This is a genomic window from Streptomyces sp. NPDC001920 (assembly GCF_053594495.1).
In genome coordinates this window covers 121,511-146,280 of sequence record NZ_JBSFEP010000019.1, presented here as the reverse complement: position 1 = coordinate 146,280, position 24,770 = coordinate 121,511, and the positions used below count along the sequence as shown (strand labels likewise).

The 24,770-nt window shown below is 71.8% G+C and carries 23 protein-coding genes; 6 read left to right on the top strand and 17 right to left on the bottom strand.

Features of this window, described 5'->3' with window-relative positions; all coding sequences use genetic code 11:
- Positions 1 to 41: 41 nt before the first annotated feature.
- A complete protein-coding gene (locus ACWCPI_RS29540; protein WP_388804455.1) occupies positions 42 to 2,567 on the bottom strand; it encodes an ATP-dependent Clp protease ATP-binding subunit in 2,526 nt (841 codons plus the stop codon).
- A 430-nt stretch (positions 2,568 to 2,997) separates the two neighbouring features.
- Here ACWCPI_RS29540 and ACWCPI_RS29535 point away from each other — a divergent pair, with 430 nt between their 5' ends.
- Positions 2,998 to 3,687 (top strand): SCO3374 family protein, encoded by a 690-nt coding sequence (locus ACWCPI_RS29535; protein ID WP_451041001.1) that lies wholly within the window; start codon positions 2,998 to 3,000, stop codon positions 3,685 to 3,687.
- 182 nt (positions 3,688 to 3,869) lie between these two features.
- On the opposite strand, the gene ACWCPI_RS29530 is transcribed toward ACWCPI_RS29535, so the two are convergent.
- From ACWCPI_RS29530 to ACWCPI_RS29485, 10 genes are all read right to left on the bottom strand, one after another.
- Complete coding sequence (locus ACWCPI_RS29530) at positions 3,870 to 4,205, bottom strand: histone-like nucleoid-structuring protein Lsr2 (RefSeq protein ID WP_007498879.1); 336 nt, start codon at positions 4,203 to 4,205, stop codon at positions 3,870 to 3,872.
- A 227-nt stretch (positions 4,206 to 4,432) separates the two neighbouring features.
- Positions 4,433 to 4,996: an amino-acid N-acetyltransferase gene (locus ACWCPI_RS29525; protein ID WP_388804448.1), complete on the bottom strand. Its 564-nt coding sequence runs from the start codon at positions 4,994 to 4,996 to the stop codon at positions 4,433 to 4,435.
- A gap of 9 nt (positions 4,997 to 5,005) precedes the next feature.
- Entirely contained in the window at positions 5,006 to 5,509 is a 504-nt protein-coding gene (locus ACWCPI_RS29520; RefSeq protein WP_451041032.1) for a BlaI/MecI/CopY family transcriptional regulator, read from the bottom strand.
- A gap of 210 nt (positions 5,510 to 5,719) precedes the next feature.
- Positions 5,720 to 5,899, bottom strand: coding sequence for a hypothetical protein (locus ACWCPI_RS29515; protein WP_451041000.1), 180 nt, complete (start codon positions 5,897 to 5,899; stop codon positions 5,720 to 5,722).
- Between the two features lie 95 nt (positions 5,900 to 5,994).
- A complete protein-coding gene (locus tag ACWCPI_RS29510; protein ID WP_451041031.1) occupies positions 5,995 to 6,687 on the bottom strand; it encodes a hypothetical protein in 693 nt (230 codons plus the stop codon).
- 492 nt (positions 6,688 to 7,179) lie between these two features.
- Entirely contained in the window at positions 7,180 to 7,977 is a 798-nt protein-coding gene (locus tag ACWCPI_RS29505; RefSeq protein WP_388804442.1) for a type III pantothenate kinase, read from the bottom strand.
- A gap of 8 nt (positions 7,978 to 7,985) precedes the next feature.
- Positions 7,986 to 8,966 carry a carboxylating nicotinate-nucleotide diphosphorylase gene (gene nadC, locus ACWCPI_RS29500; RefSeq protein WP_451040999.1) on the bottom strand — a complete coding sequence of 327 codons (981 nt, stop codon included), beginning with the start codon at positions 8,964 to 8,966 and terminating at the stop codon, positions 7,986 to 7,988.
- 5 nt (positions 8,967 to 8,971) lie between these two features.
- The gene (locus tag ACWCPI_RS29495) at positions 8,972 to 10,681 is read right to left on the bottom strand and encodes an L-aspartate oxidase (protein WP_451040998.1); all 1,710 of its coding nucleotides are present in this window, start codon (positions 10,679 to 10,681) and stop codon (positions 8,972 to 8,974) included.
- Positions 10,678 to 11,679 carry a pantoate--beta-alanine ligase gene (gene panC, locus ACWCPI_RS29490; protein ID WP_388804434.1) on the bottom strand — a complete coding sequence of 334 codons (1,002 nt, stop codon included), beginning with the start codon at positions 11,677 to 11,679 and terminating at the stop codon, positions 10,678 to 10,680. The genes ACWCPI_RS29495 and panC overlap by 4 nt, the downstream gene beginning before the upstream one ends.
- On the bottom strand, positions 11,676 to 12,605 hold the full coding sequence (locus ACWCPI_RS29485; protein ID WP_451040997.1) for a Rossmann-like and DUF2520 domain-containing protein: 930 nt from the start codon (positions 12,603 to 12,605) through the stop codon (positions 11,676 to 11,678). Before ACWCPI_RS29485 ends, panC begins: the two co-directional genes overlap by 4 nt.
- A gap of 184 nt (positions 12,606 to 12,789) precedes the next feature.
- On the opposite strand from ACWCPI_RS29485, the gene ACWCPI_RS29480 reads away from it, so the two are divergent.
- The gene (locus ACWCPI_RS29480) at positions 12,790 to 13,986 is read left to right on the top strand and encodes a threonine aldolase family protein (protein ID WP_451040996.1); all 1,197 of its coding nucleotides are present in this window, start codon (positions 12,790 to 12,792) and stop codon (positions 13,984 to 13,986) included.
- Here the strand turns inward: ACWCPI_RS29480 and ACWCPI_RS29475 are convergent.
- Positions 13,983 to 14,249 (bottom strand): hypothetical protein, encoded by a 267-nt coding sequence (locus ACWCPI_RS29475; protein WP_451040995.1) that lies wholly within the window; start codon positions 14,247 to 14,249, stop codon positions 13,983 to 13,985. The two genes, ACWCPI_RS29480 and ACWCPI_RS29475, sit on opposite strands and share 4 nt — an antisense overlap.
- Before the next feature lie 158 nt (positions 14,250 to 14,407).
- Between ACWCPI_RS29475 and ACWCPI_RS29470 the strand changes: the two genes are divergently transcribed.
- Positions 14,408 to 15,511, top strand: coding sequence for a DUF5937 family protein (locus ACWCPI_RS29470; RefSeq protein ID WP_451040994.1), 1,104 nt, complete (start codon positions 14,408 to 14,410; stop codon positions 15,509 to 15,511).
- 19 nt (positions 15,512 to 15,530) lie between these two features.
- On the opposite strand, the gene ACWCPI_RS29465 is transcribed toward ACWCPI_RS29470, so the two are convergent.
- Positions 15,531 to 16,202 (bottom strand): response regulator transcription factor, encoded by a 672-nt coding sequence (locus tag ACWCPI_RS29465; protein WP_451040993.1) that lies wholly within the window; start codon positions 16,200 to 16,202, stop codon positions 15,531 to 15,533.
- A 71-nt stretch (positions 16,203 to 16,273) separates the two neighbouring features.
- On the bottom strand, positions 16,274 to 17,488 hold the full coding sequence (locus ACWCPI_RS29460) for a sensor histidine kinase (protein ID WP_451040992.1): 1,215 nt from the start codon (positions 17,486 to 17,488) through the stop codon (positions 16,274 to 16,276).
- A gap of 118 nt (positions 17,489 to 17,606) precedes the next feature.
- Here ACWCPI_RS29460 and ACWCPI_RS29455 point away from each other — a divergent pair, with 118 nt between their 5' ends.
- Positions 17,607 to 18,638 (top strand): SAM-dependent methyltransferase, encoded by a 1,032-nt coding sequence (locus ACWCPI_RS29455; RefSeq protein WP_451040991.1) that lies wholly within the window; start codon positions 17,607 to 17,609, stop codon positions 18,636 to 18,638.
- Positions 18,639 to 18,674: 36 nt separating this feature from the next.
- On the opposite strand, the gene ACWCPI_RS29450 is transcribed toward ACWCPI_RS29455, so the two are convergent.
- The gene (locus tag ACWCPI_RS29450; RefSeq protein WP_451040990.1) at positions 18,675 to 19,826 is read right to left on the bottom strand and encodes an NADH-quinone oxidoreductase subunit D; all 1,152 of its coding nucleotides are present in this window, start codon (positions 19,824 to 19,826) and stop codon (positions 18,675 to 18,677) included.
- A gap of 31 nt (positions 19,827 to 19,857) precedes the next feature.
- Here ACWCPI_RS29450 and ACWCPI_RS29445 point away from each other — a divergent pair, with 31 nt between their 5' ends.
- Positions 19,858 to 20,442, top strand: coding sequence for a PH domain-containing protein (locus ACWCPI_RS29445; protein ID WP_451040989.1), 585 nt, complete (start codon positions 19,858 to 19,860; stop codon positions 20,440 to 20,442).
- Positions 20,439 to 21,773: a PH domain-containing protein gene (locus ACWCPI_RS29440; RefSeq protein ID WP_451040988.1), complete on the top strand. Its 1,335-nt coding sequence runs from the start codon at positions 20,439 to 20,441 to the stop codon at positions 21,771 to 21,773. The genes ACWCPI_RS29445 and ACWCPI_RS29440 overlap by 4 nt, the downstream gene beginning before the upstream one ends.
- Positions 21,774 to 21,822: 49 nt before the next feature.
- Here ACWCPI_RS29440 and ACWCPI_RS29435 read toward each other — a convergent pair whose 3' ends face one another.
- The gene (locus tag ACWCPI_RS29435; RefSeq protein WP_451040987.1) at positions 21,823 to 23,439 is read right to left on the bottom strand and encodes a hypothetical protein; all 1,617 of its coding nucleotides are present in this window, start codon (positions 23,437 to 23,439) and stop codon (positions 21,823 to 21,825) included.
- Positions 23,440 to 23,582: 143 nt separating this feature from the next.
- Positions 23,583 to 24,701 (bottom strand): alpha/beta hydrolase, encoded by a 1,119-nt coding sequence (locus ACWCPI_RS29430; RefSeq protein ID WP_451040986.1) that lies wholly within the window; start codon positions 24,699 to 24,701, stop codon positions 23,583 to 23,585.
- Positions 24,702 to 24,770 lie beyond the last annotated feature (69 nt).

Sequence of the window (24,770 nt, the reverse complement as noted above, 5' to 3'; positions counted from 1 at the left end):
CGAAAGCACCGGCCCCTCTCCTCGGCTCAACCCCTGCGGGGTCAGGCCTCCTTGCTCAGGTTCGGCCCGCCCGGGCCGGCCGCCTGCTCGATCGGCGGGACGTCCGGCAGCGCCGACTTCTCCTCGCCGCGGAAGGTGAAGGTCTTCGTCTCACCCTCGCCCTCGGTGTCCACGACCACGATGTGACCGGGACGCAGCTCGCCGAAGAGGATCTTCTCCGACAGCGAGTCCTCGATCTCGCGCTGGATGGTCCGGCGCAGCGGCCGGGCGCCCAGCACCGGGTCGTAACCCTTCTTGGACAGCAGCTCCTTGGCGGACTGGGAGAGCTCGATGCCCATGTCCCGGTCCTTCAGGCGCTCGTCCACCTTGCCGATCATCAGGTCGACGATCCGCAGGATGTCGCCCTGGGTCAGCTGCGGGAAGACGACCACGTCGTCGACGCGGTTGAGGAACTCGGGACGGAAGTGCTGCTTGAGCTCGTCCGACACCTTGTTCTTCATGCGCTCGTAGTTGGTCTTCGTGTCACCCGAGGCCGCGAAGCCCAGGTTGAAGCCCTTGGAGATGTCCCGGGTGCCGAGGTTGGTCGTCATGATGATGACGGTGTTCTTGAAGTCCACGACCCGGCCCTGGGAGTCGGTCAGACGACCGTCCTCCAGGATCTGCAGCAGCGAGTTGAAGATGTCCGGGTGGGCCTTCTCGACCTCGTCGAAGAGGACGACGGAGAACGGCTTGCGGCGGACCTTCTCGGTCAGCTGGCCGCCCTCTTCGTAGCCCACGTAGCCGGGGGGCGAACCGAAGAGACGCGACACCGTGTGCTTCTCGCTGAACTCCGACATGTCGAGGGAGATCAGCGCGTCCTCGTCGCCGAAGAGGAACTCGGCAAGAGCCTTGCTGAGCTCCGTCTTACCGACACCGGACGGGCCCGCGAAGATGAACGAACCACCGGGGCGCTTCGGGTCCTTCAGACCGGCACGCGTACGGCGGATCGCCTTCGACAGCGCCTTGACCGCGTCGTCCTGGCCGATGACCCGCTTGTGGAGCTCGTCCTCCATGCGGAGCAGGCGGCTGGACTCCTCCTCGGTCAGCTTGAAGACCGGGATGCCGGTGGCGGTCGCGAGGACCTCGGCGATCAGCTCGCCGTCGACCTCGGCGACGACGTCCATGTCGCCGGCCTTCCACTCCTTCTCCCGCTTGGCCTTGGCGGCGAGGAGCTGCTTCTCCTTGTCGCGCAGGGAGGCGGCCTTCTCGAAGTCCTGCGAGTCGATCGCGGACTCCTTGTCGCGGCGGACGCCGGCGATCTTCTCGTCGAACTCGCGCAGGTCCGGCGGCGCGGTCATCCGGCGGATACGCATCCGGGAACCGGCCTCGTCGATCAGGTCGATCGCCTTGTCCGGCAGGAAGCGGTCCGAGATGTACCGGTCGGCCAGGGTGGCGGCCTGGACCAGCGCCTCGTCGGTGATGGAGACGCGGTGGTGGGCCTCGTACCGGTCACGCAGACCCTTGAGGATCTCGATCGTGTGCGGCAGGGACGGCTCCGCGACCTGGATCGGCTGGAAGCGGCGCTCCAGGGCCGCGTCCTTCTCCAGGTGCTTGCGGTACTCGTCCAGCGTGGTCGCACCGATGGTCTGCAGCTCACCGCGGGCCAGCATCGGCTTCAGGATGGAGGCCGCGTCGATGGCGCCCTCGGCGGCACCCGCACCGACCAGCGTGTGGAGCTCGTCGATGAACAGGATGATGTCGCCGCGGGTGCGGATCTCCTTGAGCACCTTCTTCAGGCGCTCCTCGAAGTCACCGCGGTAGCGGGAGCCGGCGACCAGCGCGCCGAGGTCCAGGGTGTAGAGGTGCTTGTCCTTGAGGGTCTCGGGCACCTCGCCCTTGACGATGGCCTGGGCGAGGCCCTCGACGACGGCGGTCTTGCCGACGCCGGGCTCACCGATCAGGACCGGGTTGTTCTTGGTACGGCGGGACAGCACCTGCATGACCCGCTCGATCTCCTTCTCGCGCCCGATGACCGGGTCGAGCTTGGACTCACGAGCGGCCTGGGTGAGGTTCCGGCCGAACTGGTCGAGGACCAGGGACGTCGAGGGCGTGCCCTCGGCAGGCCCGCCGGCGGTGGCGGTCTCCTTGCCCTGGTAGCCGGAGAGCAGCTGGATGACCTGCTGCCGCACCCGGTTGAGATCTGCGCCCAGCTTGACCAGGACCTGGGCGGCGACGCCCTCGCCCTCACGGATCAGGCCGAGCAGGATGTGCTCCGTGCCGATGTAGTTGTGGCCCAGCTGAAGGGCCTCGCGGAGCGACAGCTCCAGGACCTTCTTGGCACGGGGGGTGAAGGGGATGTGCCCGGACGGGGCCTGCTGGCCCTGACCGATGATCTCCTCCACCTGCTGGCGGACCGCCTCGAGCGAAATCCCGAGGCTCTCAAGGGCCTTGGCGGCGACACCCTCACCCTCGTGGATCAGGCCCAGGAGGATGTGCTCGGTGCCGATGTAGTTGTGGTTGAGCATCCGGGCTTCTTCCTGAGCCAGGACGACAACCCGCCGCGCGCGGTCGGTGAACCTCTCGAACATCGTTAATCGCTCCTCAGAGCGGTCAGGCAGTGGGGGGAACTTCCCCTCCCTGTCCTTCCGCAGCTTAGTCCCGCAAGCGGGGACCGCTCATTCCAACTGCCGACACCGTCGATGGCCTCCTGACCCCGAACGCCGACATCTGCTCCAACCCGATGGTGCGAGACGATGTTCCCGCAGGCCAGGTGGTTACCCTCACCATCAGTACGCCGATGGCGAACGTGAGACCCACTGTCCCTGCGTGTCGCCCCCTCCCACTAGGGATGTCTTACCCGCTGGGACTGACACTCCATGCCGCGCCCCCCGGTTCCCTCCGCTACGGGCGAACAACCTTGCGCCTCCCCACACCCCCGCACGCCCCCGTCTCGGCACGCCGCGTATCCGCCGTGCGACTCAGCGTAACCCGTACGCTCTTTCGGCGGTTGCACTTGGCATGGCCGGCCCCCGCCCCGCGCTCGTCGCGGATCCCACCCCGATTCCCCTCCCCCGCCGGCCGCTCGGTCCCAGCGATCAGGTCCGCCGGTGGTACGAGCGCGCACTGGGCTGGCCGGTGGCTCCCGGGGCACCGGGGTCCCCGGTGCGCCTTCGCGTAGGGATGCTCTTCGACGTCCTGGACGTCCCTGCCGCCGCGGGCCGTGCGGCACTGCGCCATCTGGCGCCGGACTCCCCGGTGGCCCTCGACGGCGACCGGATGCGGCTGCTCATGGCCCCCGGCAGCGCGCGGGAGGTGCCCTCGGTGCTGGACTGGCTGGAGTGGGGGACGCTGCCCCTGGATCTGACGGTGCTCGGCGAGGGCGACCTCATGGGGGCGCCGCTGCCGCCCGGGCAGGGGACCCTCATGGCCGTACGGCTGCCGAAGGGCGCCGCACCGCACGGCCAGGGCCTGCCGGCCGGGCAGAGCGTGGTGCGGCCGCTTCCCCTGGGCCGCACCGCCGCCGTACAGGGGGCCGCCCTGTGGCTGCGGCCCCCCGAGCCTGGGGGCGAGGTCGAGGCCTCGCTGCCGACGCTGTCGGCTCTGGGGGGCGGTGGGGGCGCCCCCGATCTCGTACGGGTGCTGGGCACGGTGGCGACGCACTGCCACCGCCTGTGGCTACGACGCTCGCGCCTCCAGCCGTCGGCCTGAGCGCCGGCCCGCAGAGCGGACTTTGCCTTAATCCGGCTTCGGCCTGGCCCGAGCCAGGCTTTAGCCCCGGATCAAGGCTTTGGCCTTGGGTCGGCTTTGGCCTTTGGTGGAACCGGCGTCGACCTCGGACCAAGGCCTTGCTCTTGTACGGATCGGATGGACGGGATCTGTCCTGTCCTTGATCAGGCGTTGGCCTTCTCGTATGCCTCGCGAATGGACGCCGGGACGCGGCCGCGGTCGTTGACCTCGTATCCGTTCTCCTTGGCCCACGCACGGATCTGCGCGGTGTCCTGGCTGCCACCGGAAGCGGCGCGCGCCTTTCCGCGGCCGCCCGAAGCGCGGCCTCCGGTACGACGGCCGCCCTTCACGTAAGGCTCGAGAAGGCCGCGGAGCTTGTCCGCATTGGCAGTCGTGAGATCGATCTCGTACGTCTTGCCGTCCAGCGCGAACGTCACGGTCTCGTCCGCCTCGCCGCCGTCGAGGTCGTCGACAAGAAGGACCTGAACCTTCTGTGCCACCGGATTTCCTTTCATCGATAACTTGAGGGCCGGGGGTCTGCGGCGTCCGCCGTTTCGCCGTCCCCTGTTATATGCAGTACTGCAGTACGTCGGAAAGCAAACCGCTTTTGCCGGAAAAACACAAACCCTCGGGAGAGACCTACAGCCCGGCCCTGGCCCGGAAACATGCGCGTTTCGGACATAGGGCACCCGGACAGGGTCGCCCGACGGAATACGGGCGCTGTTGATCACAGATGCAGAAGCATCCGGCTGTTGCCCAAGGTGTTCGGTTTCACTCGTTCGAGACCGAGGAACTCCGCCACGCCCTCGTCATAGGAACGCAGGAGCTCCGCGTAGACATCGGTGTCAACCGGCGTCTCGCCGATCTCGACGAAGCCGTGCTTGCTGAAGAAGTCCACTTCGAAGGTCAGACAGAAAACACGGCGAACACCGAGCCAGCGTGCGGTGTGCAGCAACTTCTCCAGCACCTGATGACCGACGCCGGCGCCCTTCAGACCGGGCTTCACGGCGAGAGTGCGGACTTCCGCGAGGTCTTCCCACATCACGTGCAGGGCGCCGCAGCCCACGACCTCGCCGTTGTCGTCGCGTTCCGCGACCCAGAACTCCTGGATGTCCTCGTAAAGCGTCACCGTGGCTTTGTCGAGCAGGATGCGACCGCGGACGTACTCATCGAGGAGACGGCGTACCGCCGGCACATCGCTGGTGCGGGCCCGCCGGACGGTGATGGCTTTCGAGGTGACTTGTGGGCTCTCCGCCGAGGAGCTCTCGGCGGAGTGGCTCTCTGCTGACATGAGCGGACGCTATCGCCCGCCGGGCTGCTGCGCGGAGCCGGGGTTCTCGGGGCGGGTATCGCTCCCGGTATCCCCACGTGTATCGGTCGGCGTATCGACTGCCCGGGTATCGGCGGCCGCATCGGTGCCTGCGGTATCCGCGTCCGTTACGCGGCGGCTATCAGGGGCTTCTGCGGGCTCGGGGGTTTCCGGGCCCTGCACGATGCGTACGGCGTCCCGCAGGGCGTGGCGCTGTTCCTCGCTCATCATGCCGAAGAAGGCGACGAGCGCGGCGGCGGGGTTGTCGCTCTGCGACCAGGCGTCGTTCATCAGGGCGGCGGCGTAGGCGGCTCGGGTGGAGACCGCCTCATATCGATAGGCCCGGCCTTCCGCCTCGCGGCGCACCCAGCCCTTCTGATGAAGATTGTCCAAAACGGTCATCACCGTCGTGTAGGCGATGGACCGTTCCTGCTGGAGATCTTCCAGGACTTCTCGAACGGTCACCGGGCGGTTCCACTTCCACACCCGCGTCATGACCGCGTCTTCGAGTTCTCCCAATGGGCGAGGCACAGTTCAGCACAATAGTGGGAGATCCCGGTATTGGCGTGCCAGACGGGCGCTTTCCTTGGCGAACGCGGGCAAATGGGGCGCGAGGCGGGGAAAGTGCCGGCCCGGAGAGGGGTCGTCGCCCTGTGCGTGCGGGCGGGTGCCTGATGGGCGCCTGGCGGATGCCTGGTGGGTGGCTCAGGCGTCCGGGGTCGCGGGAGTCCGGCGACTGCCCTCCACGCGCGCGAGGGCGGCGTCGACGGCCGCGTCCTCCTTGGCCTTGTTCGCTCCGCCCTGAGTCTTCACGATCACCCTGATCACGCCGATGAAGAACACGGCCATGACGGCCGGCGGGAGGAGTGCGGAGACGTAGTCCATGCGTCCAGGGTAGCCAGGGGGTGGGAGGCGGTGGGGCGGGGGCTCGGGCGGCGGCGCACCGAGCGCTTGGCGCGCCGCGCGGCCCCTCTGTCGACTCAGCCTGCCGCGAGATGCTGGGGAGGGTTCGCGGGCGGCGGGGTCGGTTTACGGCGCGGGAAGACCTCGCCGGGGGTGGGGATGGGGCGCGCCGGCTTCGGGGCGGCGGGAGTGGGCTCGGGGCCGGGTGCGGGCTCGGGGGCGGCCGGTTTCTCCGCCGGCTTCTTGCGGGGCGGCCTCGCGGGGTCCTGACCGGCATCCTGGGCGGGGAGGGTCACCGGGGTGCCGTGCGAGCCGTCGGAGCGGCCCCCAGGGAGGGCGTGGAGGTGGGTACGGGACGCGGGGACGGCCGGCGTGGCGCGGAGGGCCGGGCGAGCGGCGTCGTGCGCGAGACGGGCTCGTACGTCCTGTTCGGCCTGTGTCCGGCAGCGGCCGAGGAGGGTGGCGGCGGTGGGGTGGCCACGCAGGGCCCGGAGGGCGGCCAGGTCGTCGTGGTTCGGGGTGTACCCGGCGGAGAGGGCCTCCTCGAGGAGGGTGAGGTAGCCGGCCGCGGTGCCGGGGAGGGCGGCGCGGTAGCGGGCGAGGTCGGCCACCAGGAATGCGCGCAGCCGGGCTCCCTCGCGCATGGCCTCGTCGAGCGAATCGGCGAGGCGGCGACAGTCCTGGACGTCCTCGGGTGAGGCGGGGCTGGAGTGAAGGGCAAGGGCGAGAGCGCGGCGGAGCACACGCAGCTCCTCCGTGCCGAACGCCATGCCGCCGCGGGATCCGTGTGGCGTGGGCATGCGCCGACGATACGCGCTAATCAGACAAACGCGGCATAGGGTGGCTGGTGTGGCGTGGGGAGCCACTCGGGTGGGGGCGGCAGTGCGGTCGGTGGGGGTGCGTGTTGATGCCTGCGGCGCCTGTGCGGGGTCGGTGAGGGTGCGTGTCGCGCCTGCGGGGGGTGGGTGGGGCGGGGCCGTGCCCGGGGGGTGTCCGTCCTCGGGCCGGCGGTTGGGGGTGTCTGACACGTGCTGTTTCTTGACGCCGGCCACTGCGGGCGGGCACCCCCCGGCACGGCCCCTTGCCGCCGTCGGCGGCCGCGGGTGCGTGGGCGGTGCCGTGTCGGCCCGGCGGTTGGGGGTGTCTGACACGTGCTGTTTCTTGACGCCGGCCACCGCGGGCGGGCACCCCCGGCACGGCCCCTTGCCGCCGTCGGCGGCCGCGGGTGCGTGGGCGGTGCCGTGTCGGCCCGGCGGCTGTCGTCACATGCGGGAGACGTTGCGTTCGTACACCAGGCGGAGGCCGATCAGTGTGAGCCACGGTTCGTGTTCGTCTATGACCGAGGACTCGCCCAGGACCATGGGGGCCAGGCCGCCCGTCGCGATGACGGTGACGTCCTCGGGGTCGTCCGCGAGCTCGCGGGCCATCCGGTTGACCACGCCGTCGACCTGTCCGGCGAAGCCGTAGATGATGCCGGACTGCATGGCCTCGACGGTGTTCTTGCCGATCACGCTTCGGGGGCGGGCCACCTCGATCTTGCGGAGCTGGGCGCCGCGTACGCCCAGGGCCTCGACCGAGATCTCGATGCCGGGGGCGATGACACCTCCGACGTACTCGCCGCGCGCGCTCACCGCGTCGAACGTCGTCGCCGTGCCGAAGTCGACGACGACGGCCGGGCCGCCGTAGAGGTCGACCGCCGCCACCGCGTTGATGATGCGGTCGGCGCCGACCTCCTTGGGGTTGTCCGTGAGGATCGGGACGCCCGTCTTCACGCCCGGTTCGACCAGGACCGCGGGGACGTCGCCGTAGTAGCGGCGGGTCACCTCGCGCAGTTCGTGCAGGACCGAGGGGACCGTCGCGCAGATGGCGATGCCGTCGATGCCGTCGCCCAGTTCGTCGCCGAGGAGCGGGTGCATGCCCATCAGGCCCTGGAGGAGGACCGCGAGTTCGTCGGCGGTGCGGCGGGCGTCCGTCGAGATGCGCCAGTGCTCGACGATGTCCTCGCCGTCGAACAGGCCGAGGACGGTGTGCGTGTTGCCTACGTCGATCGTGAGGAGCATGCCCGTTCCTACTCCGCCGCTCGCAGGTCCAGGCCGATGTCCAGGATCGGCGAGGAGTGGGTGAGGGCCCCGACCGCCAGGTAGTCGACGCCCGTGTCGGCGTAGGCCTTGGCGTTGGCCAGGGTCAGTCGGCCGGAGGCTTCGAGGGTCGCTCGGCCGGCCACGAGCGCCACGGCCTCCTCGCACTCGCCGGGCGTGAAGTTGTCCAGGAGGATCAGGTCCGCGCCCGCGTCCACCACTTCGCGCAGCTGGTGGAGGGTGTCCACCTCGACCTCGATCGGGACGTCGGGGAAGGTCTCCCGGACCGCCTCGAAGGCCTGCGCGACGCCGCCCGCGGCGACCACGTGGTTGTCCTTGACCAGGGCCGCGTCCGAGAGGGACATGCGGTGGTTCACCCCGCCGCCGCAGCGCACCGCGTACTTCTCCAACGCGCGCAGGCCCGGCGTCGTCTTGCGGGTGTCGCGGACCTTCGCCTTCGTGCCGTCCAGTACGTCCGCCCACGCACGCGTGGCCGTCGCGATGCCCGACAGGCGGCACAGGATGTTCAGCGCGCTGCGCTCGGCCGTGAGGAGGTCCCGGGTGCGGGTGGTGATGGAGAGCAGCTTCTGGCCCTCCGACACGCGGTCGCCGTCCTCCACGTGGCGCTCGACCTCGAACTCGTCCTCGCAGACGAGAGAGACGACCGCTTCGGCGATCCGGAGGCCCGACACGACGCCGGCCTCGCGGGCGACGAAGTCGGCGGTGGCCACTGCTTCTTCGGGGATGGTCGCGACCGTCGTCACGTCCACTCCGTGTGCAAGGTCCTCCTGGATGGCGACGTTGGCGATGTCCTCGACCTCGACGGGGTCGAGTCCCGCGTCGGCCAGGAGCTGTGCGAGCGCGGGGTCCAGCCCGCACTCCAGGTACGCCTCGCCGTCGGGGTCCGCGCCGCAGCCGCAGCCGTCGCCGCAGCCTCCGGTCGGGGCGAGGGGAAGGTCGGGGGTGGTCACTTCTGTCACTGCTCCTGGGGCCGGGTCGGGGGGAAGTCCGTGGTGTCGGTGGTGTGCACGGCCAGTGTGCGGTCGGGGTTCAGGCGTACGACGATGTGGCGGCGCCAGGTCGTGTCGTCGCGGTCGGGGCGGTCCTCGCGCCAGTGGCAGCCGCGCGTCTCGTTGCGGATCTCCGCGGCGGCCACGAGGACGCGGGCCACGCACAGGAGGTTGGTGGCCTCCCAGGTGTCGACGCCGGGCTCGGCCGTCTTGCCGTTCTCGGCGAGGGCGTCGCGGGCGTCGGTGTGCAGCCGCTGGAGCTGCTCGGCGGCCTTGGCGAGGGAGTCGGCGGAGCGCAGGACGCCGGCGCCGTCCGTCATCACCCGCTGGATGGCGAAACGGGCCCCGGGTTCGAGCAGGGGGTGCTCGGGTGTCTCGGGGTACGGCACCGGGTGCGGCACGCGCGCGTGCAGGCCGTTCGCCGTCCGGGCCGCCGCGATGTCGGCCGCGATGCGCTCGGCGTAGACCAGGCCCTCCAGGAGGGAGTTGGAGGCCAGGCGGTTGGCGCCGTGCACGCCCGTGCAGGCCACCTCGCCGCACGCGTACAGGCCGGGGACGGTCGTACGGCCGTGGGAGTCGGTGCGTACGCCACCGGAGGCGTAGTGGGCGGCAGGGGCGATGGGGATGGGGGTGGTGACCGGGTCGATGCCGTTGGCGCGACAGGCGGCCAGGATCGTCGGGAAGCGGTGCTGCCACATCTCGGCGCCGAAGTGACGGGCGTCGAGGAACATGTGCTCGGCGTCCTGTTCCTGCATGCGCCGCATGATCCCCTTGGCGACGATGTCCCGGGGCGCCAGTTCGGCGAGCTCGTGCCGGCCGACCATGAAGCGCACGCCGTCGGCGTCGACCAGGTGGGCGCCCTCGCCGCGTACGGCCTCGGAGACCAGGGGCTGCTGGCCCTCCGCGTCCGGGCCGCGGAAGAGGACGGTCGGGTGGAACTGGACGAACTCCAGGTCGCTCACCTCGGCGCCCGCGCGCAGGGCGAGAGCGACACCGTCGCCCGTCGACACCGAGGGGTTCGTCGTCGCCGAGTAGACCTGCCCCATGCCGCCGGTCGCGAGGACCACCGCGGGGGCGTGGACGGCTCCCACGCCGTCGTGCTGGCCCTCGCCCATGACGTGCAGGGTGACGCCGGCCGTACGGTGCTCGGCGTCCGTCAGCAGGTCCAGCACGAGCGCGTTCTCGATCGTGCGCAGGCCACGCGCGCGTACCGCTTCGACGAGGGCACGGGAGATCTCCGCGCCGGTCGCGTCGCCGCCGGCGTGGGCGATGCGGCGGCGGTGGTGGCCGCCCTCGCGGGTGAGTTCCAGGCCGCCTTCCTCGGACTCGTCGAAGTGCGCGCCGGTCGCGATGAGCCGCCGTACCGCGTCGGGGCCCTCGGTGACGAGGATGCGGACCGCCTGCTCGTCGCACAGGTCCGCGCCCGCGACCAGGGTGTCGTCGAGGTGCTGTTCCGGGGTGTCGCCCTCGCCGAGGGCCGCGGCGATGCCGCCCTGGGCCCAGCGGGTGGAGCCGTCGTCGAGGCGGGCCTTGGTGACCACGACCGTCCTCAGGCCGGCGGCGTCGCAGCGCAGGGCGGCGGTCAGGCCGGCGACACCGGAGCCGACGACCACGACGTCCGCGGCGATGGACCACCCGGGCGCGGGCGCGTGCAGTCGTATGCCTGTGCTGGTCACGAGGCGGCTCCGAAGGTGAGGGGGAGGTTGTCGATCAGCCGGGTGGTCCCGACCCGGGCGGCGACGGCGAGGACGGCCTCGCCGGTGAAGTCGTCCCCTGGTTCGGTGATCTCCGTGAAGTCCGAGGGATCGACGAGCGCCAGGTAGTCCAGTTCGAGCGGCGGGTCGAGGCGGGCGGCCTCGTCGAGGACCAGGCGGGCGGCGGCGCGGACGGCCGCCACGGCGCCGGGGACGGCCTTGGCGACGGCGTGCGCGTCGGCCGCCGCGCGCGACTCGCCTATGGCGCTGAGCGCCTCGGCACGCGCACGCGTGGCGGGCACTTCACGCGCCCGCGCGCGCAGGGCCTCCTGCGCCGCGTGCCGGTCGCGGCCGGCGAACAGGGCCTGGGAGAGCGCGAGCGCGGTGCGCCGTTCCTTGGGTGAGAGGTAGCGGTTGCGGCTGGACAGCGCCAGGCCGTCCTCCTCGCGCACGGTCGGGACGCCGACGATCTCGACGCCGAAGTTCAGGTCGCGCACCATGCGGCGGATCAGGGCGAGCTGCTGTGCGTCCTTCTGGCCGTACAGGGCGATGTCGGGGCGGGTGAGGTGCAGCAGCTTGGCGACGACGGTGAGCATGCCGTCGAAGTGGCCGGGGCGGGAGGCGCCCTCCAGGCGTTCGCCCATGGGACCGGCGCTGATGCGGACCTGGGGCTCGCCGCCCGGGTAGACCTCGTCCACGGCGGGGGCGAACACGACGTCCGCGCCCGCCTGTTCGGCGAGCTTGAGGTCGGCCTCCAGGGTGCGCGGATAGCGGTCGAGGTCCTCGCCCTTGCCGAACTGGAGGGGGTTCACGAAGACGGTGACGACGACCTCGCCGTCCGGTCCGGCGATCCCGCGGGCGGTGCGGACGAGGGTGGCGTGGCCCTCGTGCAGGGCGCCCATGGTCATCACGACGGCGCGGCGGCCTCGGCGCACGCGCGCGTGCAGCTCGTCGGCGGTGCGCAGCAGGGTGGTGGTCATCGAGCGTCTCCCTCGGCGCCGTTGGTCCCGTTGGCGAGTACCCCGAGGAGGTCCTCGGCGAGCTCCGGCTTGAGCAGTCCGTGGGCGAGCGCCCGGTCGGCGGTCGCGCGGGCCATCGCCAGATAGCCGGCGACGGTCTGCGGGGCGTGCCGGCGCAGCTCCGTGACATGCGCGGCCACGGTGCCGGCGTCCCCGCGCGCGACGGGGCCGGTCAGGGCCGCGTCACCGGAGCGCAGGGCGTTGTCGAGCGCGGCGCCGAGCAGCGGGCCCAGCATGCGGTCGGGGGCGGCCACGCCTGCCTCGCGCAGCAGCTCCATGGACTGGGCGACCAGCGTCACCAGATGGTTGGCGCCCAGCGCGAGCGCCGCGTGGTAGAGCGGGCGCATCTCCTCGGCGATCCACTCGGGTTCGCCGCCCATCTCGATGACCAGGGCCTCGGCGGCCAGCCGCAGCTCCTCGGGCGCGGTGACGCCGAAGGAGCAGCCGGCCAGGCGCTGGACGTCCACGGAGGTGCCGGTGAAGGTCATCGCCGGGTGCAGGGCCAGCGGCAGCGCGCCCGCGCGCAGGGCGGGATCCAGGACCTTCGTGCCGTACCGCCCCGAGGTGTGGACCAGCAGCTGCCCCGGTCGTACCGCCCCCGTGTCGGCGAGACCCTCGACCAGTCCGGGCAGCGCGTCGTCCGGGACGGTCAGCAGCACCAGCTCGGCACGCCGGAGGACCTCCGCGGGCGGCACGACCGGCACCTCGGGAAGGAGCTGCGCGGCCCGGCGCCGGGAGGTGTCGGAGACCGCGGAGACGGCCACCGGGCGGTGTCCGGCGAGCTGGAGCGACGCGGCGAGCGCGGGGCCCACCCGGCCGGCGCCGACGACGCCGACGGCGAGCCGCGCGGGGCGGTCCTTCGGATCTGGCTGTTGGCTTGTACTCACTCGACGGTGGCCTTCCCGTTCCAGTCCGCTCTGGGTACCGGACGATTTCTCGTCATGTTAACGCGATCGGTTCGACGGGCGTTCGGTTGTCCACAGGCTGTGGGTTGTCCAACGCGTGCGGGCGTGGGCCGGCGCACGGAAAAATCGCGGGCCCCGCGCGGGTCGGCGGGGGCATGATCCGGCGATGAGCGATACGACGCGCACGGGCGGACAGCCGCAGGACCGGACATCCGACGAGGAACGGCGCAAGCAGCTGCGCGAGCGGCGCATCGCCGCCCAGCGGAGCGCGCGGCGGGTGCTCGCGCGCTCCGGTTTCCAGAAAACCCTCCGGGAGCGCCTGGCTCTGCTTGACGCGGCGAAAGACGTGTACGACCTGGACGAACCGTCGGACCTCTACGGCAACGGCGTCGTCGAGGCCCTGGAGGAGAAGGTCGCCGCGCTGCTCGGCCTGGAGGCCGCCGCGTTCTTCCCGACGGGCACGATGGCCCAGCAGGTGGCCCTGCGCTGCTGGGCGGGCCGCACCGGCGACCCGACCGTCGCCCTGCACGGGCTGGCCCACCCCGAGGTGCACGAGCGACACGCGCTCAGCCAGGTCAGCGGGCTGCGCCCGGTGCGGGTGACCAGCGAACCCAGGCTGCCGACCGCCGCCGAGGTACGCGACTTCGAGGAACCCTTCGGGACTCTGATGCTCGAACTCCCCCTCAGGGACGCCGGTTTCCTGCTGCCCACCTGGGAGGAGCTCAACGAGGTGGTGGAGGCGGCGCGGGAGCGCGACGCGGTGGTGCACTTCGACGGCGCGCGCCTGTGGGAGTCCACCGTGCACTTCGGCCGCCCGCTGACGGAGATCGCGGCCCTGGCGGACAGCGTGTACGTGTCGTTCTACAAATCGCTCGACGGCTTCGGGGGTGCGGCCCTGGTGGGCCCGAAGACCCTGGTCGAGGAGGCGGCGGTCTGGCGGCACCGGTACGGCGGTCAGGTGTACCAGCAGTTCCCCACGGCGCTGTCGGCCCTCATCGGGCTTGAGCAGGAGCTGCCCCGGCTGCCGGAGTACGTGGCCCACGCGCGCATGGTGGCCGCGGCACTGCGCGAGGGCTTCGCGTCGGCGGGCGTGCCCTGGGCGCGCGTGTACCCCGAGGTGCCGCACACCCACGACTTCCAGGTCTGGTTGCCGTACGACGCCGAGGCGGCCACGGAAGCGGCGGTAAGGACGGCCGAGGAGACGCAGACCATGCTCTTCGCCTACGGCTGGGAGCCCAAGGGCCCGGGCCTGTCCTTCACGGAAGTCCCGGTACGGGCCCCCGCTCTGCACTGGACGGCGCACGACGTGAGGACGGCTGCCGCGGAGTTCGCGGCCCGGCTGCCCCGGCAGGTCAGCGGCTAGGTCGTGTCCGCAAAGTCCCGCCTGCCCTCCGGGCGGACGACGGGACTCTGCGGACACGACCTAGCCCTCGCGCACGGCCACCGCCGCAGGGCCCGCCGCAGCCACCCGCGGGCGGGCCGTCCGGCGACGGCGGCCGCGAACCGCCGCCGGTCGCGCCGGGCGCGCACGAGCCGCAGCTCGTGGACGCCCGGGACCGGTGGGGCGGGCTCGCCGAGCAGACGGGCGCGGTAGGCGTCGAGGAGGTGGTGCTGCGTGATGCTCATGACGTACGGCCTTCTCGGGACGTGGAGCGACGGACGCGGGGCCGCGCGGCTGCCCCGGTGGCCCCAGGCTGCGTCGGGGGCGGCGGTCGCGTCGCATCGATTGACGGCCGCTGTCAATCGACGACCGCGTTGTCAGTGGCGGGGTGCACCATGAGGCCATGAGCGTCAGCATCGACATCGCGGGGCTTCGGCCGGAGAGGCTGGCCGTCGTGCCCTCCCCCCTGGCCGAGCTCGGCATGGCGCTGCACGCGCTGTCGGAGCCGGGGCACCACCCGGGCGTACAGGGCTGGGTGACGGGTGTGACGGCCCGTCTGGACCCGCACCTGGCCGACCGGATGTGCGAGGCCGACTTCCTGTGGCGGACGACGTTCTCGGACCTGTTCCTGCCGTACGCGGGCATCCCGGGCGGCGCCCTGCCCGGCGCGACGCTCGCCGAGGAACTGGACCTGCTGGACAAGCTCTCGGACGAGCAGTTCGTGAACGCGGCGCTGGAATTCACCTGTGCGCTGCCGTACACCACCCAGGCACCCGACGTCCTGGCCGACGAGGGGCTGCGCCGCCGCGCGCTGGAGCTGGCCGCCGCGCGCGGGCCGCAGCAACTGCGGTTCAGCCGACGGCTGCTGGAGGAGCCGCCGCGCATCCGGGCCTGGCTGCGGCAGTTCCTCGAGGACTGCGAGGAGACGTTCTTCGCGGACGTCTGGTCCCGGCTCAGTCACCAGCTCGCGGCGGACGCCCGCCACAAGACCGACCTGCTGCGGCACAAGGGGCTGACCGAGGCGATGGCCGCGGTGTCCCCGGCGGTGAGCGTCGACGTCACCGCAGGAAGGATCACCGTCGACAAGCTGCGCCAGGGCCACACCGTCATCAAGGACAGCAGCCTGCTGCTCGTGCCGACGAGCCTGGGCTCGCCGCATCTGATGGTGTTGCACCGGCACGGCTGGCAGCCGGTGCTGCACTACCCGGTCGGCTCGTCCGGGCCGGTCGCGCCGCCCTCGGTCGACCAACTGACGCTGCGGATGACCGCGTTGTCCCACCCGGTGCGGATGCAGCTGTGCCGCAACCTCGCCCGCAGCACGTACACCACGAGCGAGCTGGTGCAGATCCACCGCATGACCGCGCCGGAGATATCCCGGCACCTGGGCGTCCTGAAGAAGGCGGGCCTGATCACCACCCGTCGCAGGGGGCGGTACGTGCTGCATCAGCTGGACGTCACCGCGGTGGCGCGGCTCGGCAGCGACTTCCTCGAAGCGCTCCTGCGGTGAGCGCCGGTTCCGCGGGGCCTCAGCCCTGCCCGCCCGCCCGTACCAGGCCGGTCTCGTAGGCCAGGACCACCACCTGCACCCGGTCGCGCAGCCCGAGCTTGGTAAGGATGCGGCCGACGTGGGTCTTCACCGTGGCCTCGGACAGCACCAGCCGGGCCGCGATCTCGCCGTTGGACAGGCCCTGCGCGACCAGCACCATGACCTCGCGCTCGCGGTCGGTGAGCCGTTCCAGCTCCTTGTGCTGGGGCTCCTTGCCGGAGGAGGGCAGCATGGGCGCGAACCGGTCCAGTAGGCGCCGGGTCGTCGACGGGGCCACGACCGCGTCGCCGCTGTGCACGGCGCGGATGGCGGCGAGGAGTTCGCCGGGCGGCACGTCCTTCAGCATGAAGCCGGAGGCGCCCGCCTTCAGGCCGGAGAAGGCGTACTCGTCGAGGTCGAAGGTGGTCAGGATCAGCACCTTGGGCGGCTCGGGCTCCGAGCAGATGCGGCGCGTGGTCTCCACACCGTCCAGCTTCGGCATGCGCACATCCATCAGCACCACGTCGACGGGGGTCGAGCGCAGCACCTGGAGGGCCTCGACGCCGTCGCCCGCCTCCGCGACGACCTCCATGTCCGGCTGGGCGGCGAGCACCATCCGGAACCCGGTGCGCAGCAGCACCTGGTCGTCGACGAGCATCACGCGGATCGTCATCGAGGTCCTCTTCCGTGTCTTCGTATCCGTCTACAGGGCTGTGACCGGGTCAACCATGGGCCGGGCCGGCCTCAGTGTGCGGGTTTGAGCGGCAGCAGCGCACTGATCCGGAATCCTCCGCCCGGGCGCGGCCCCGCGTCCAGGGTGCCGCCGACCATGCCGACCCGTTCGCGCATGCCGATCAGACCGTGCCCCCGGCCGTCGGCACCGCCCTCCTCGTACAGCTCGTGCGGCGCGCCCTTGCCGTCGTCCTCGACGAGCAGGCCGAGCCCGTCGTCGAAGTAGACCAGGCGCACGCTCGCTCCCGCGTTGGGGCCCCCGTGCTTGCGGGTGTTGGTGAGCGCCTCCTGCACGATGCGGTAGGCGGTCAGCTCGACACCGCTGGGCAGCGGACGCGGGGTGCCCTCGATCTTGAAGTCGACGGGCAGCCCGGAGCCACGGCACTGCTCGACCAGGTCCTCGATCTGCTCAACGTCGGGCTGCGGGACGTACTCGCCGCCCTCCTGGTGCTCTCCGGTGCGCAGCACCCCGAGCAGCCGGCGCATCTCGGCGAGCGCCTGGCGGCCGGTGGAGGAAATGGTCTCCAGGGCCTTCTTGGCCTGGTCGGGCGCGGCGTCGAGGACGTAGGCCGCGCCGTCGGCCTGCACCACCATCACGGAGACGTTGTGCGCGACGACGTCGTGCAGCTCGCGCGCGATCCGGGCGCGCTCGGCGGCGACCGCGACCTTGGCCTGCGCCTCGCGCTCCTTCTCCAGCCGGGTCGCGCGCTCCTCCAACTGCTCGTAGTAGGCGCGCCGGGTGCGGATGGAGTCGCCGAGCACCCAGGCGAGCGCGAAGGGCACCGTCATGAAGACCATCAGGGCCAGGGTGCCCAGCACGCTCGAGTCCTGCTCGGGCCAGCGCAGCTGCGCCAGTGGGGCCGCGCCCAGCCCCATGGCCAGCGCGAGCCGGGAGGCCCAGCGGGCGCCGGTCGCGGCGACGGTGTAGGTGATCACCAGGAAGGCGAAGTTGGCGGGCGTCGTCGAGACGTCCAGCACCAGCTGCGCCACGCCCAGGCCGATGGCCAGCAGCAGCATCTTCTCCGGCATGCGCCGGCGCAGCGCGATCACCAGGCACAGCAGCAGGACGATCGGGATGACCAGCGCCACCGACTCGGTACCGGGGAGATCCTTACCGGCCTCCTCGCGGACGGCCGTGCCCACCGCCGAGATCCCGAACAGGAGGACGGCCCAGAAGCCGTCGACCCATGTCGGGTGCCTGCGGAGGAAGTCATAGAGGCGCTGCACATAACCCAGCGTAGGGAAGCCGGATGCGTGCAGGGGTCAACCGGAGGGCCGATCCCCGCCAAGCGCGCGTACTCCCCAAGGTGGATGCTGCGTTCCCCTGTGCGTTTAGCCTGGGCCGGTGACAGCGGAGGCGACGGGCGAGTGGCGCGGGTGGCGGGCGGCGGCGGAGGCCGCCCTCTACGGGCCGGACGGCTTCTACCACCGGCCCGAGGGGCCGGTCGGCCACTTCCGCACGTCCGTCCACGCGTCCCCGCTCTTCGCCGACGCGGTGGCCCGGCTGCTGTGCCGGGTCGACGAGGCCCTGGGCCGGCCGAGGACGCTCGACTTCGTCGACATGGCCGCGGGACGGGGTGAGTTGGTCACCGGTGTCCTGGCCGCGCTCCCGGCCGAGGTGGCGGCACGCACGCGCGCGTGCGCCGTGGAGAAGGCCGACCGGCCGGCGACCCTGAGTCACCTGATCGAGTGGCTGCCCGAGCCGCCACGGCGGATCACGGGCCTGCTGTTCGCCAACGAGTGGCTGGACAACGTGCCCGTGGAGGTCGCCGAGGTGGACTCCGCGGGTGTACCGCGCCTGGTCCTCGTACGACGTGACGGGAGCGAGCGACTCGGGGAGCGGGTCACCGGCGCGCAGGCGCGGTGGCTGGCGCGGTGGTGGCCGTCCGGGGGCGCGCGGGCGGCGGGGCTGCGGGCCGAGATCGGGCTGCCCCGGGACGAGGCCTGGGCCGCTGCCGTCGCGAGGCTGGAGCGGGGGCTCGCGGTCGCCGTGGACTACGCGCACACCGCGGGGGCCCGGCCGCCGTTCGGGACGCTCACCGGCTTTCGCGAAGGCCGCGAGACCGCGCCCGTGCCGGACGGTACGTGCGACATCACCGCGCATGTCGCGCTGGACGCGTGCGCGGCGGCGTGCCCGCTGCCCGGCACGCGGCTGCTGTCGCAACGCGACGCGCTGCACGCCCTGGGCCTCACCGGCGCACGCCCCCCGCTCGCTCTGGCCTCCACCCAGCCGGCCGCCTACGTGCGAGCCCTCGCGAGCGCGGGCGAAGCCGCCGAGCTGACGGCGACGGGCGGACTCGGGGACTTCGGATGGCTGACCCAGCCGGTTGGAATTCCCAACCCGCTCGCCGAACCGAACCGAACCGAACTGAGCTGAGCTGCGCTGAGCAGCAGGGCCCCTCGTCCCCCCGCCCTACTTGTCGATGTCCCCCACCACGAAGAACATCGACCCGAGGATCGCCACCATGTCCGCGACCAGCGTGCCCGGCAGCAGCTCGACCAGCGCCTGGATGTTGTTGTACGAGGCGGACCGCAGCTTCAGCCGGTACGGGGTCTTCTCGCCCTTGCTGACGAGGTAGTAGCCGTTGATGCCGAGGGGGTTCTCGGTCCACGCGTACGTGTGGCCCTCGGGGGCCTTCAGGACCTTCGGCAGCCGTTGGTTGATCGGCCCGGGCGGCAGCTCCGCGAGACGGTCGAGGCAGGCGTCGGCGAGGTCCAGGGAGTTGTGGGTCTGCTCCAGCAGGCACTCGAACCGGGCGAGGCAGTCGCCCTCCTCGCGGGTCACCACCTTCAGGACGTCCCCCAGCTCGCCGTACGCGAGATAGGGCTCGTCCCGGCGCAGATCGAAGTCGACGCCCGAGCCACGGGCGATCGGCCCGCTCACGCCGTACGCGTGCACGGTTCCCGGCGCCAGAACGCCCACGCCCCGCGTACGCCCCCGGAAGATCTCGTTGCCGAGCACCAGGTCGTCGAAGCGGTCCATGCGCGAGCGCACGTCGGCGACGGCGGTACGCGCGCGGGTGGCCCAGCCGGCCGGCAGGTCCTCCTTCAGACCTCCCACCCGGTTGAACATGTAGTGCATACGCCCACCGGAGACCTCCTCCATGACGTGCTGGAGTTCCTCACGCTCGGTGAAGGCGTAGAAGATCGGCGTGATCCCGCCCAGCTCCAGGGGGTAGGACCCCAGGAACATCAGATGGTTCAGCACCCGGTTGAGCTCGGCGAGGAGCGTCCGGGTCCACACCGCCCGCTCGGGCACCTCCATGCCGAGCATGCGCTCCACGGCGAGGACGACGCCCAGCTCGTTGGAGAAGGCCGACAGCCAGTCGTGGCGGTTGGCGAGCATGATGATCTGGCGGTAGTCGCGGGCCTCGAACAGCTTCTCCGCGCCGCGGTGCATATAGCCGATCACCGGCTCCGCGCTCGTGATGCGCTCGCCGTCGAGGACCAGCTTGAGCCGCAGCACCCCGTGCGTGGACGGGTGCTGCGGTCCGATGTTGAGCACCATGTCGGTGCTCTCCGCGGCGCCGCCGATACCGACCATGGTCTCCGTCGTAGGAGTCATGGACACAGTCTCTCCTACGTACGCTGGCCCCATGGAGACGGGGAGCCCGGAGAACACGGGGACTGCGGGAGACGAGCGGACGGGGGCCGAGGCGGCGGCCGGGGAGCCCGAGCGGGCGGGGAGCGAGCCGCCAGGGACCGAACCGGCGGGGACCGAACCGGCGTGGACGGGTCTTCCTCCCGGGCTGCTGCGCATGCGCCGGCTGCTGCTGGTGGTGTGGCTGGGACTGCTGGCGGTCGGCCTCGGCCTGCTGCTCGGCCTGCTGGCCGGGCCCGTCTGGGCCGCCTTCGCGCTGCTGCCGCTGGCGCTGACGGCCTGGGGCTGGGTGATGCTCGGCCGCAACTGGCGTTCCTGGCGCTACGCCGAGCGCGCCGACGACCTGCTGATCAGCCGGGGGGTGCTGTGGCGTGAGGAGACGGTGGTGCCGTACGGCCGGATGCAGCTCGTCGAGGTCACCTCGGGGCCGGTCGAACGGCACTTCGGCCTGGCCAGCGTGCAACTGCACACCGCCGCCGCCGCGACCGACGCAACGATCCCCGGCCTCGACCCGGCCGAGGCGGAACGGCTGCGCGACCGGCTCACCGAGCTGGGCGAGGCCCGATCGGCGGGACTGTGACGGCGCCCGGCGTCGAGGACGCCGTACCCGAGCGGCGACCCGTGTCCGAGCGGCGGCTGCACCCGGTGACGCCGCTCAGGCGCGCGTGGGCTCCGGTCGCCGTGCTCATAGGGTGGGCGGTGCACGACCCGGACCAGGCGCAGCGCCAGCTGACGCGGCTGACCACCATGACCCTGCTGCTCGCGCTCGCCGTGATCATCCCCGCAGCCGCCCTGTACGGCTTCCTCACCTGGTGGTTCACCCACTTCGCGGTGACCGACAGCGAACTGCGCATCCGTACCGGCCTGCTGTTCCGGCGCACCGCGCACATCCGGCTGGAGCGCATCCAGGCCATCGACGTGACCCAGCCGCTGCTCGCGCGCGTGGCGGGCGTGGCGAAGCTGAAACTCGACGTCATAGGCGCGGACAAGAAGGACGAGCTCGCCTTCCTGGGCGCGGACGAGGCGCGCACGCTCCGCGCGGAACTCCTCGCGCGCGCCGCCGGATTCGCGCCCGAGACGGCGCACGAGGTGGGTGAGGCGCCCTCGCGGCAGCTGCTGCGCGTGCCACCGGGCGTCCTGGCCGTCTCCCTCGTCCTGACCGGCGCCACCTGGGGCACGCTCGCCGCCGCTGTCGTGGTCCCGACGGTCCTGTGGCTGGTCACGGAGAGCGCGTGGACGGTCCTCGCCACGGCGGTACCGCTGTTCGGCGCCGCGGGGGCGAGCAGCGTGGGGCGGTTCGTCGCCGAGTACGACTGGACGGTGGGCGAGTCCCCGGACGGGCTGCGCCTCGACCACGGGCTGCTCGACCGCGCGCACGAGACGGTGCCGCCGGGTCGGGTGCAGACCGTGCGGATCGTGGAGCCGCTGCTGTGGCGGCGCCGCGGCTGGGTCCGGGTGGAGCTGGACGTGGCCGGCTCCTCCAACTCGGTTCTGCTGCCGGTCGCTCCGCGCGAGGTCGCCGAATCGGTCGTCGCGCGCGTGCTGCCCGGTGTGACCGTGCCCGCGCGTACCGCCCTGTCCCGTCCCCCGCGGCGGGCGGGCCGATGCGTGCCGCTGTGGTGGCGTGGCTACGGGCTGGCCGTCACGGACGCGGTGTTCGCCGCCCGCACCGGCCTGTTCCGGCGCAGCCTCGCGCTCGTACCTCATGCGAAGGTGCAGAGCGTACGGCTGGCCCAGGGACCGTGGGAGCGGCTGTGGGGCGTCGCCGACGTGCACGTGGACACCGGGGCCGACAAGACGGTGACGGCCCGCCTGCGGGACGCCGGCGAGGCGGCGGAGCTGCTGCGTGCGCAGGCGGAGAGGTCACGTACGGGGCGCAGGGACGCGCGGCCCGACCGGTGGATGGCCTGAGGCCGTACGCCGAGGGCCCGCGGCGACCGCGCAGGCCCCCAGAGCTCCGTCAGGAGACCGCGCTGCGCAGCCCCTGCACGTCGATCTGCTCGGTCTCGTCGTGCGCCGTCAGGTCGATGACCTGACCGATCCCCCGGGACTCCTCGTCCGCCGGCTTGAACTCGGCCTCGGACTCGGCCTTGTGGAGCGCGAGGGCCTCCTGGCCGACGACGTCGGCGAGGTCCTCGTTCTGCACGGACTCGATCGAGGAGGGCTCCGCGCCGTTCTTCGTGCCGAAGAAGTCGAAGCCGCCCTGGACCGCCGGGCGCCGTACGGGAGTCGCCGGTACGACGGCCACGGCGGTCGGCGCGATGAAGTGCCCCGCGGGCTGCTGGGCCGCGGGCAGCGCCTGCGGCGCCTCGGCGAGCGCGCCCGCCGCGGTGGTGGCGGCCGCGTGCTCGTGCCCGTCGGCCGCCTCGGGCTGCCCCTGCGCCTCGTCCTCCTGCGCGGGTTCCGTCCTGGCGGCGCCGGCGGTGTCCGTCCCCGTGACAGACGCCTCGGCGACCCGCGACTCGCCGGCCTTCGTCTCACCGGCCTTGACGTCGGCGCCGGCCGAACCCGCCTTCACGGCCTCGCCCTTGGCGGGGCCGTCACCCCTGGGGGGCAGGTTCTTCGGGGGCTCGTCCGTGGGGGAGTCGGTCTTCGCGATGTCGGTCTTCGCGGTGCCGGTCTTCGCGGTGCCGGCTTTCGTGGTGCCAGCTTTCGCGGTGTCGTCGTTCAGGGGGCCACTCGTCAGGGGGTCGTGCGTCCGGGAGCCGTGCTCAGCAGAGACGTTCTTGCCCAAGTCGCCTTTCGGGGACCCGCCGTCCTCCGTCGCGCCGTCCACGTCCCCCGTCTCGACTTCGGCCTCGGCCTCTGCCTCGACCTCCGCCGAACCGGCCTCGGCCTCCACCGACCCGTCCGTCTCCGACGCCCCGGAGCCCGCCTCACCGTCGAACCGCGCCAACGCCGCCTGGGCCCGCAGGAACAGCCGGGACCCCTCGGGCGAGAACACCGTCGGAGCGACCGGCGCCTCATCGACCGACGCCTCATCGACCGGCGCCTCCTCGACCGACTCGGCCTCGGCACCTTCGGACTCGACGCCGGACTTCGCGCCCTCGGCGTCGACAGGGGCAGCCACAGCCCCCGCATCCTTCGCGACAGCGGCCGGCGGCAGCGCACGCGTGGGCGTGGTCGCCTCTATCTCCAGCACCCGGCGTTCCTCCAGGACGGTGGCCCGGTCGGCCTCCGCCGTGGCGTACCGGCGCAGCAGCGCCGCGTGCTCGTTGCGCAGTCCCGCGAGTTCCGCGCGCTTGGCCCGCAGCCGCTGCTCCAGCTTGACGCGCAGCTCGCGCGACTCCTCCAGGTCGGTCTCCAGTTCGGCGACCCGCTCCTCGTACCGCCACTCGTCGCTCGCACGCGCGCGCGTGAGGTCGGCGACCCGCTTGCCCGCCTGTGTGTCCCAGCGGCGCAGGACGACCGCGCCGACCACCGCCGTCGCGGCGGCGACCGCCGCGAGGCCGCGCAGCACCATGGGCTCGGTGAACACCCAAGGCGCAAGGGCACAGACGACGGAGACGCCTGCGATCGCCGACGGGGGCAGCAGCCTGTGCAAGGGCGGGGAATGACGGTGACGTCCACGTGGCATGGCCAGAAACTTACCGCGCGTAGGCGAATCTTGTTGCCCCGCCCCGTAAAAACACGGCCATCCCGAGTCGTTCACACGGCATCAGGAATCACACACGCACCGAATTGACCAAGAACCAAGATCACAAACATCGGCCGGTCGTCTCATCTGCCGGTCAGGCGCCCGCTCATCCACTCCAGCGTCCCCGGAATCTCCCGCCGCCAGGTGTTGAAGTTGTGCCCTCCGCTTTCGAGGATGATCGACGAGATCCGCGTCAGCTTCGTGGCCTTCACGCGCTCGATGAACTTCAACGTGGCCTTGTAGTTGGATTCTCCAACTTTGCTGCTGCTGACGAGCAGTGAGGTGTCCGGCGCCGGCTTGTGGTCGAGGTACCACCCCAGGTTCGCGGCATTGCGCAGTTCCTCGTCGCCCTGGAAGAGATCGCCCGTCGTGGCGTCGATGGGCGCGTCGTAGTACGCGGAGAGCCCGGCCCCCGCGGCGTACACCTCCGGGTGGTGCATGGCGAGCTTCAGCGCGCAGTAGCCGCCCGTCGAATTGCCGATGATTCCCCAACCGCCCGGATTCGCCGCCACCCTGTAGTGACCGCTCACGGCGTCGGGCAGGTCCTTGGCGAAGAACGTCTCGGTCTGCGGGCCGTCGGGGACGTCCACGCACTCGGTGTCCCGCGGCGGCGCCACGGTCGGCCGCATCATCACCAGGATCATCGGCTCCATGCGGCCTTCGGCGGCGAGTCGAGCGGCGGTCCGGGGATACTTCAGCTTGTCGACCAGCGCCTGAGCCGTACCCGGATAGCCGGTCAGGACGACGGATGTCGGGAATGTGCGCGTGCGGTGTTCCGGCTGAAAGTATTCGGGCGGCAGGTAGACGAACGCGGGTGTCGCGATACGCGATGTACGGCCCACGATGTCGACCTTCTGGATCTGACCGCCCACCTGAGGGCTGCCGCTCGCCGCCCCCGGCACCCGCCGGGTGTCCACCACCCGCAGCGGGCCGCCCTTCGGCGTGTGGTCGACGACGACGCCCTGGTCCTTCTCCTGCCCGAACAGGTCGGCCCAGCCTGCGTAGAACCCGAAGGCCTGGTTGGCGGCGAGGCCGACCGCCGCGAACAGCATCAACTGCGTGGAGAGCAGCAGGCCGACGCGTCCGCTCACCGCTCGCCAGCCGGGCCGCGCCAGCCGCGGCCACAGCCACACCGTGCCGACGAACAGCCCGGTGGCGGTCACAACCGCCGCCACCAGCAACTTGTCGCTCGTGAGACCCATCGATGGTTACCTGTCCACGCTCTCCGTCCGGGCCACGCGGACACGTCGCCCCCGCGCTGCCTCCCCCGC

Bases quoted from the DNA above. Each gene is read 5' to 3' on its own strand.
- ACWCPI_RS29470 (WP_451040994.1), top strand. From the start codon at position 14,408: ATGAGCGTCAGCATCGACATCGCGGGGCTTCGGCCGGAGAGGCTGGCC.
- ACWCPI_RS29450 (WP_451040990.1), bottom strand. From the start codon at position 19,826: ATGACTCCTACGACGGAGACCATGGTCGGTATCGGCGGCGCCGCGGAG.
- ACWCPI_RS29435 (WP_451040987.1), bottom strand. From the start codon at position 23,439: ATGCCACGTGGACGTCACCGTCATTCCCCGCCCTTGCACAGGCTGCTG.
- ACWCPI_RS29430 (WP_451040986.1), bottom strand. From the start codon at position 24,701: ATGGGTCTCACGAGCGACAAGTTGCTGGTGGCGGCGGTTGTGACCGCC.
- ACWCPI_RS29505 (WP_388804442.1), bottom strand. From the start codon at position 7,977: ATGCTCCTCACGATCGACGTAGGCAACACGCACACCGTCCTCGGCCTG.
- ACWCPI_RS29540 (WP_388804455.1), bottom strand. From the start codon at position 2,567: ATGTTCGAGAGGTTCACCGACCGCGCGCGGCGGGTTGTCGTCCTGGCT.
- ACWCPI_RS29535 (WP_451041001.1), top strand. From the start codon at position 2,998: ATGGCCGGCCCCCGCCCCGCGCTCGTCGCGGATCCCACCCCGATTCCC.
- ACWCPI_RS29475 (WP_451040995.1), bottom strand. From the start codon at position 14,249: ATGAGCATCACGCAGCACCACCTCCTCGACGCCTACCGCGCCCGTCTG.
- ACWCPI_RS29525 (WP_388804448.1), bottom strand. From the start codon at position 4,996: ATGTCAGCAGAGAGCCACTCCGCCGAGAGCTCCTCGGCGGAGAGCCCA.
- ACWCPI_RS29515 (WP_451041000.1), bottom strand. From the start codon at position 5,899: ATGGACTACGTCTCCGCACTCCTCCCGCCGGCCGTCATGGCCGTGTTC.
- ACWCPI_RS29445 (WP_451040989.1), top strand. From the start codon at position 19,858: ATGGAGACGGGGAGCCCGGAGAACACGGGGACTGCGGGAGACGAGCGG.
- ACWCPI_RS29510 (WP_451041031.1), bottom strand. From the start codon at position 6,687: ATGGCGTTCGGCACGGAGGAGCTGCGTGTGCTCCGCCGCGCTCTCGCC.
- ACWCPI_RS29480 (WP_451040996.1), top strand. From the start codon at position 12,790: ATGAGCGATACGACGCGCACGGGCGGACAGCCGCAGGACCGGACATCC.
- ACWCPI_RS29465 (WP_451040993.1), bottom strand. From the start codon at position 16,202: ATGACGATCCGCGTGATGCTCGTCGACGACCAGGTGCTGCTGCGCACC.
- ACWCPI_RS29520 (WP_451041032.1), bottom strand. From the start codon at position 5,509: ATGACGCGGGTGTGGAAGTGGAACCGCCCGGTGACCGTTCGAGAAGTC.
- panC (WP_388804434.1), bottom strand. From the start codon at position 11,679: ATGACCACCACCCTGCTGCGCACCGCCGACGAGCTGCACGCGCGCGTG.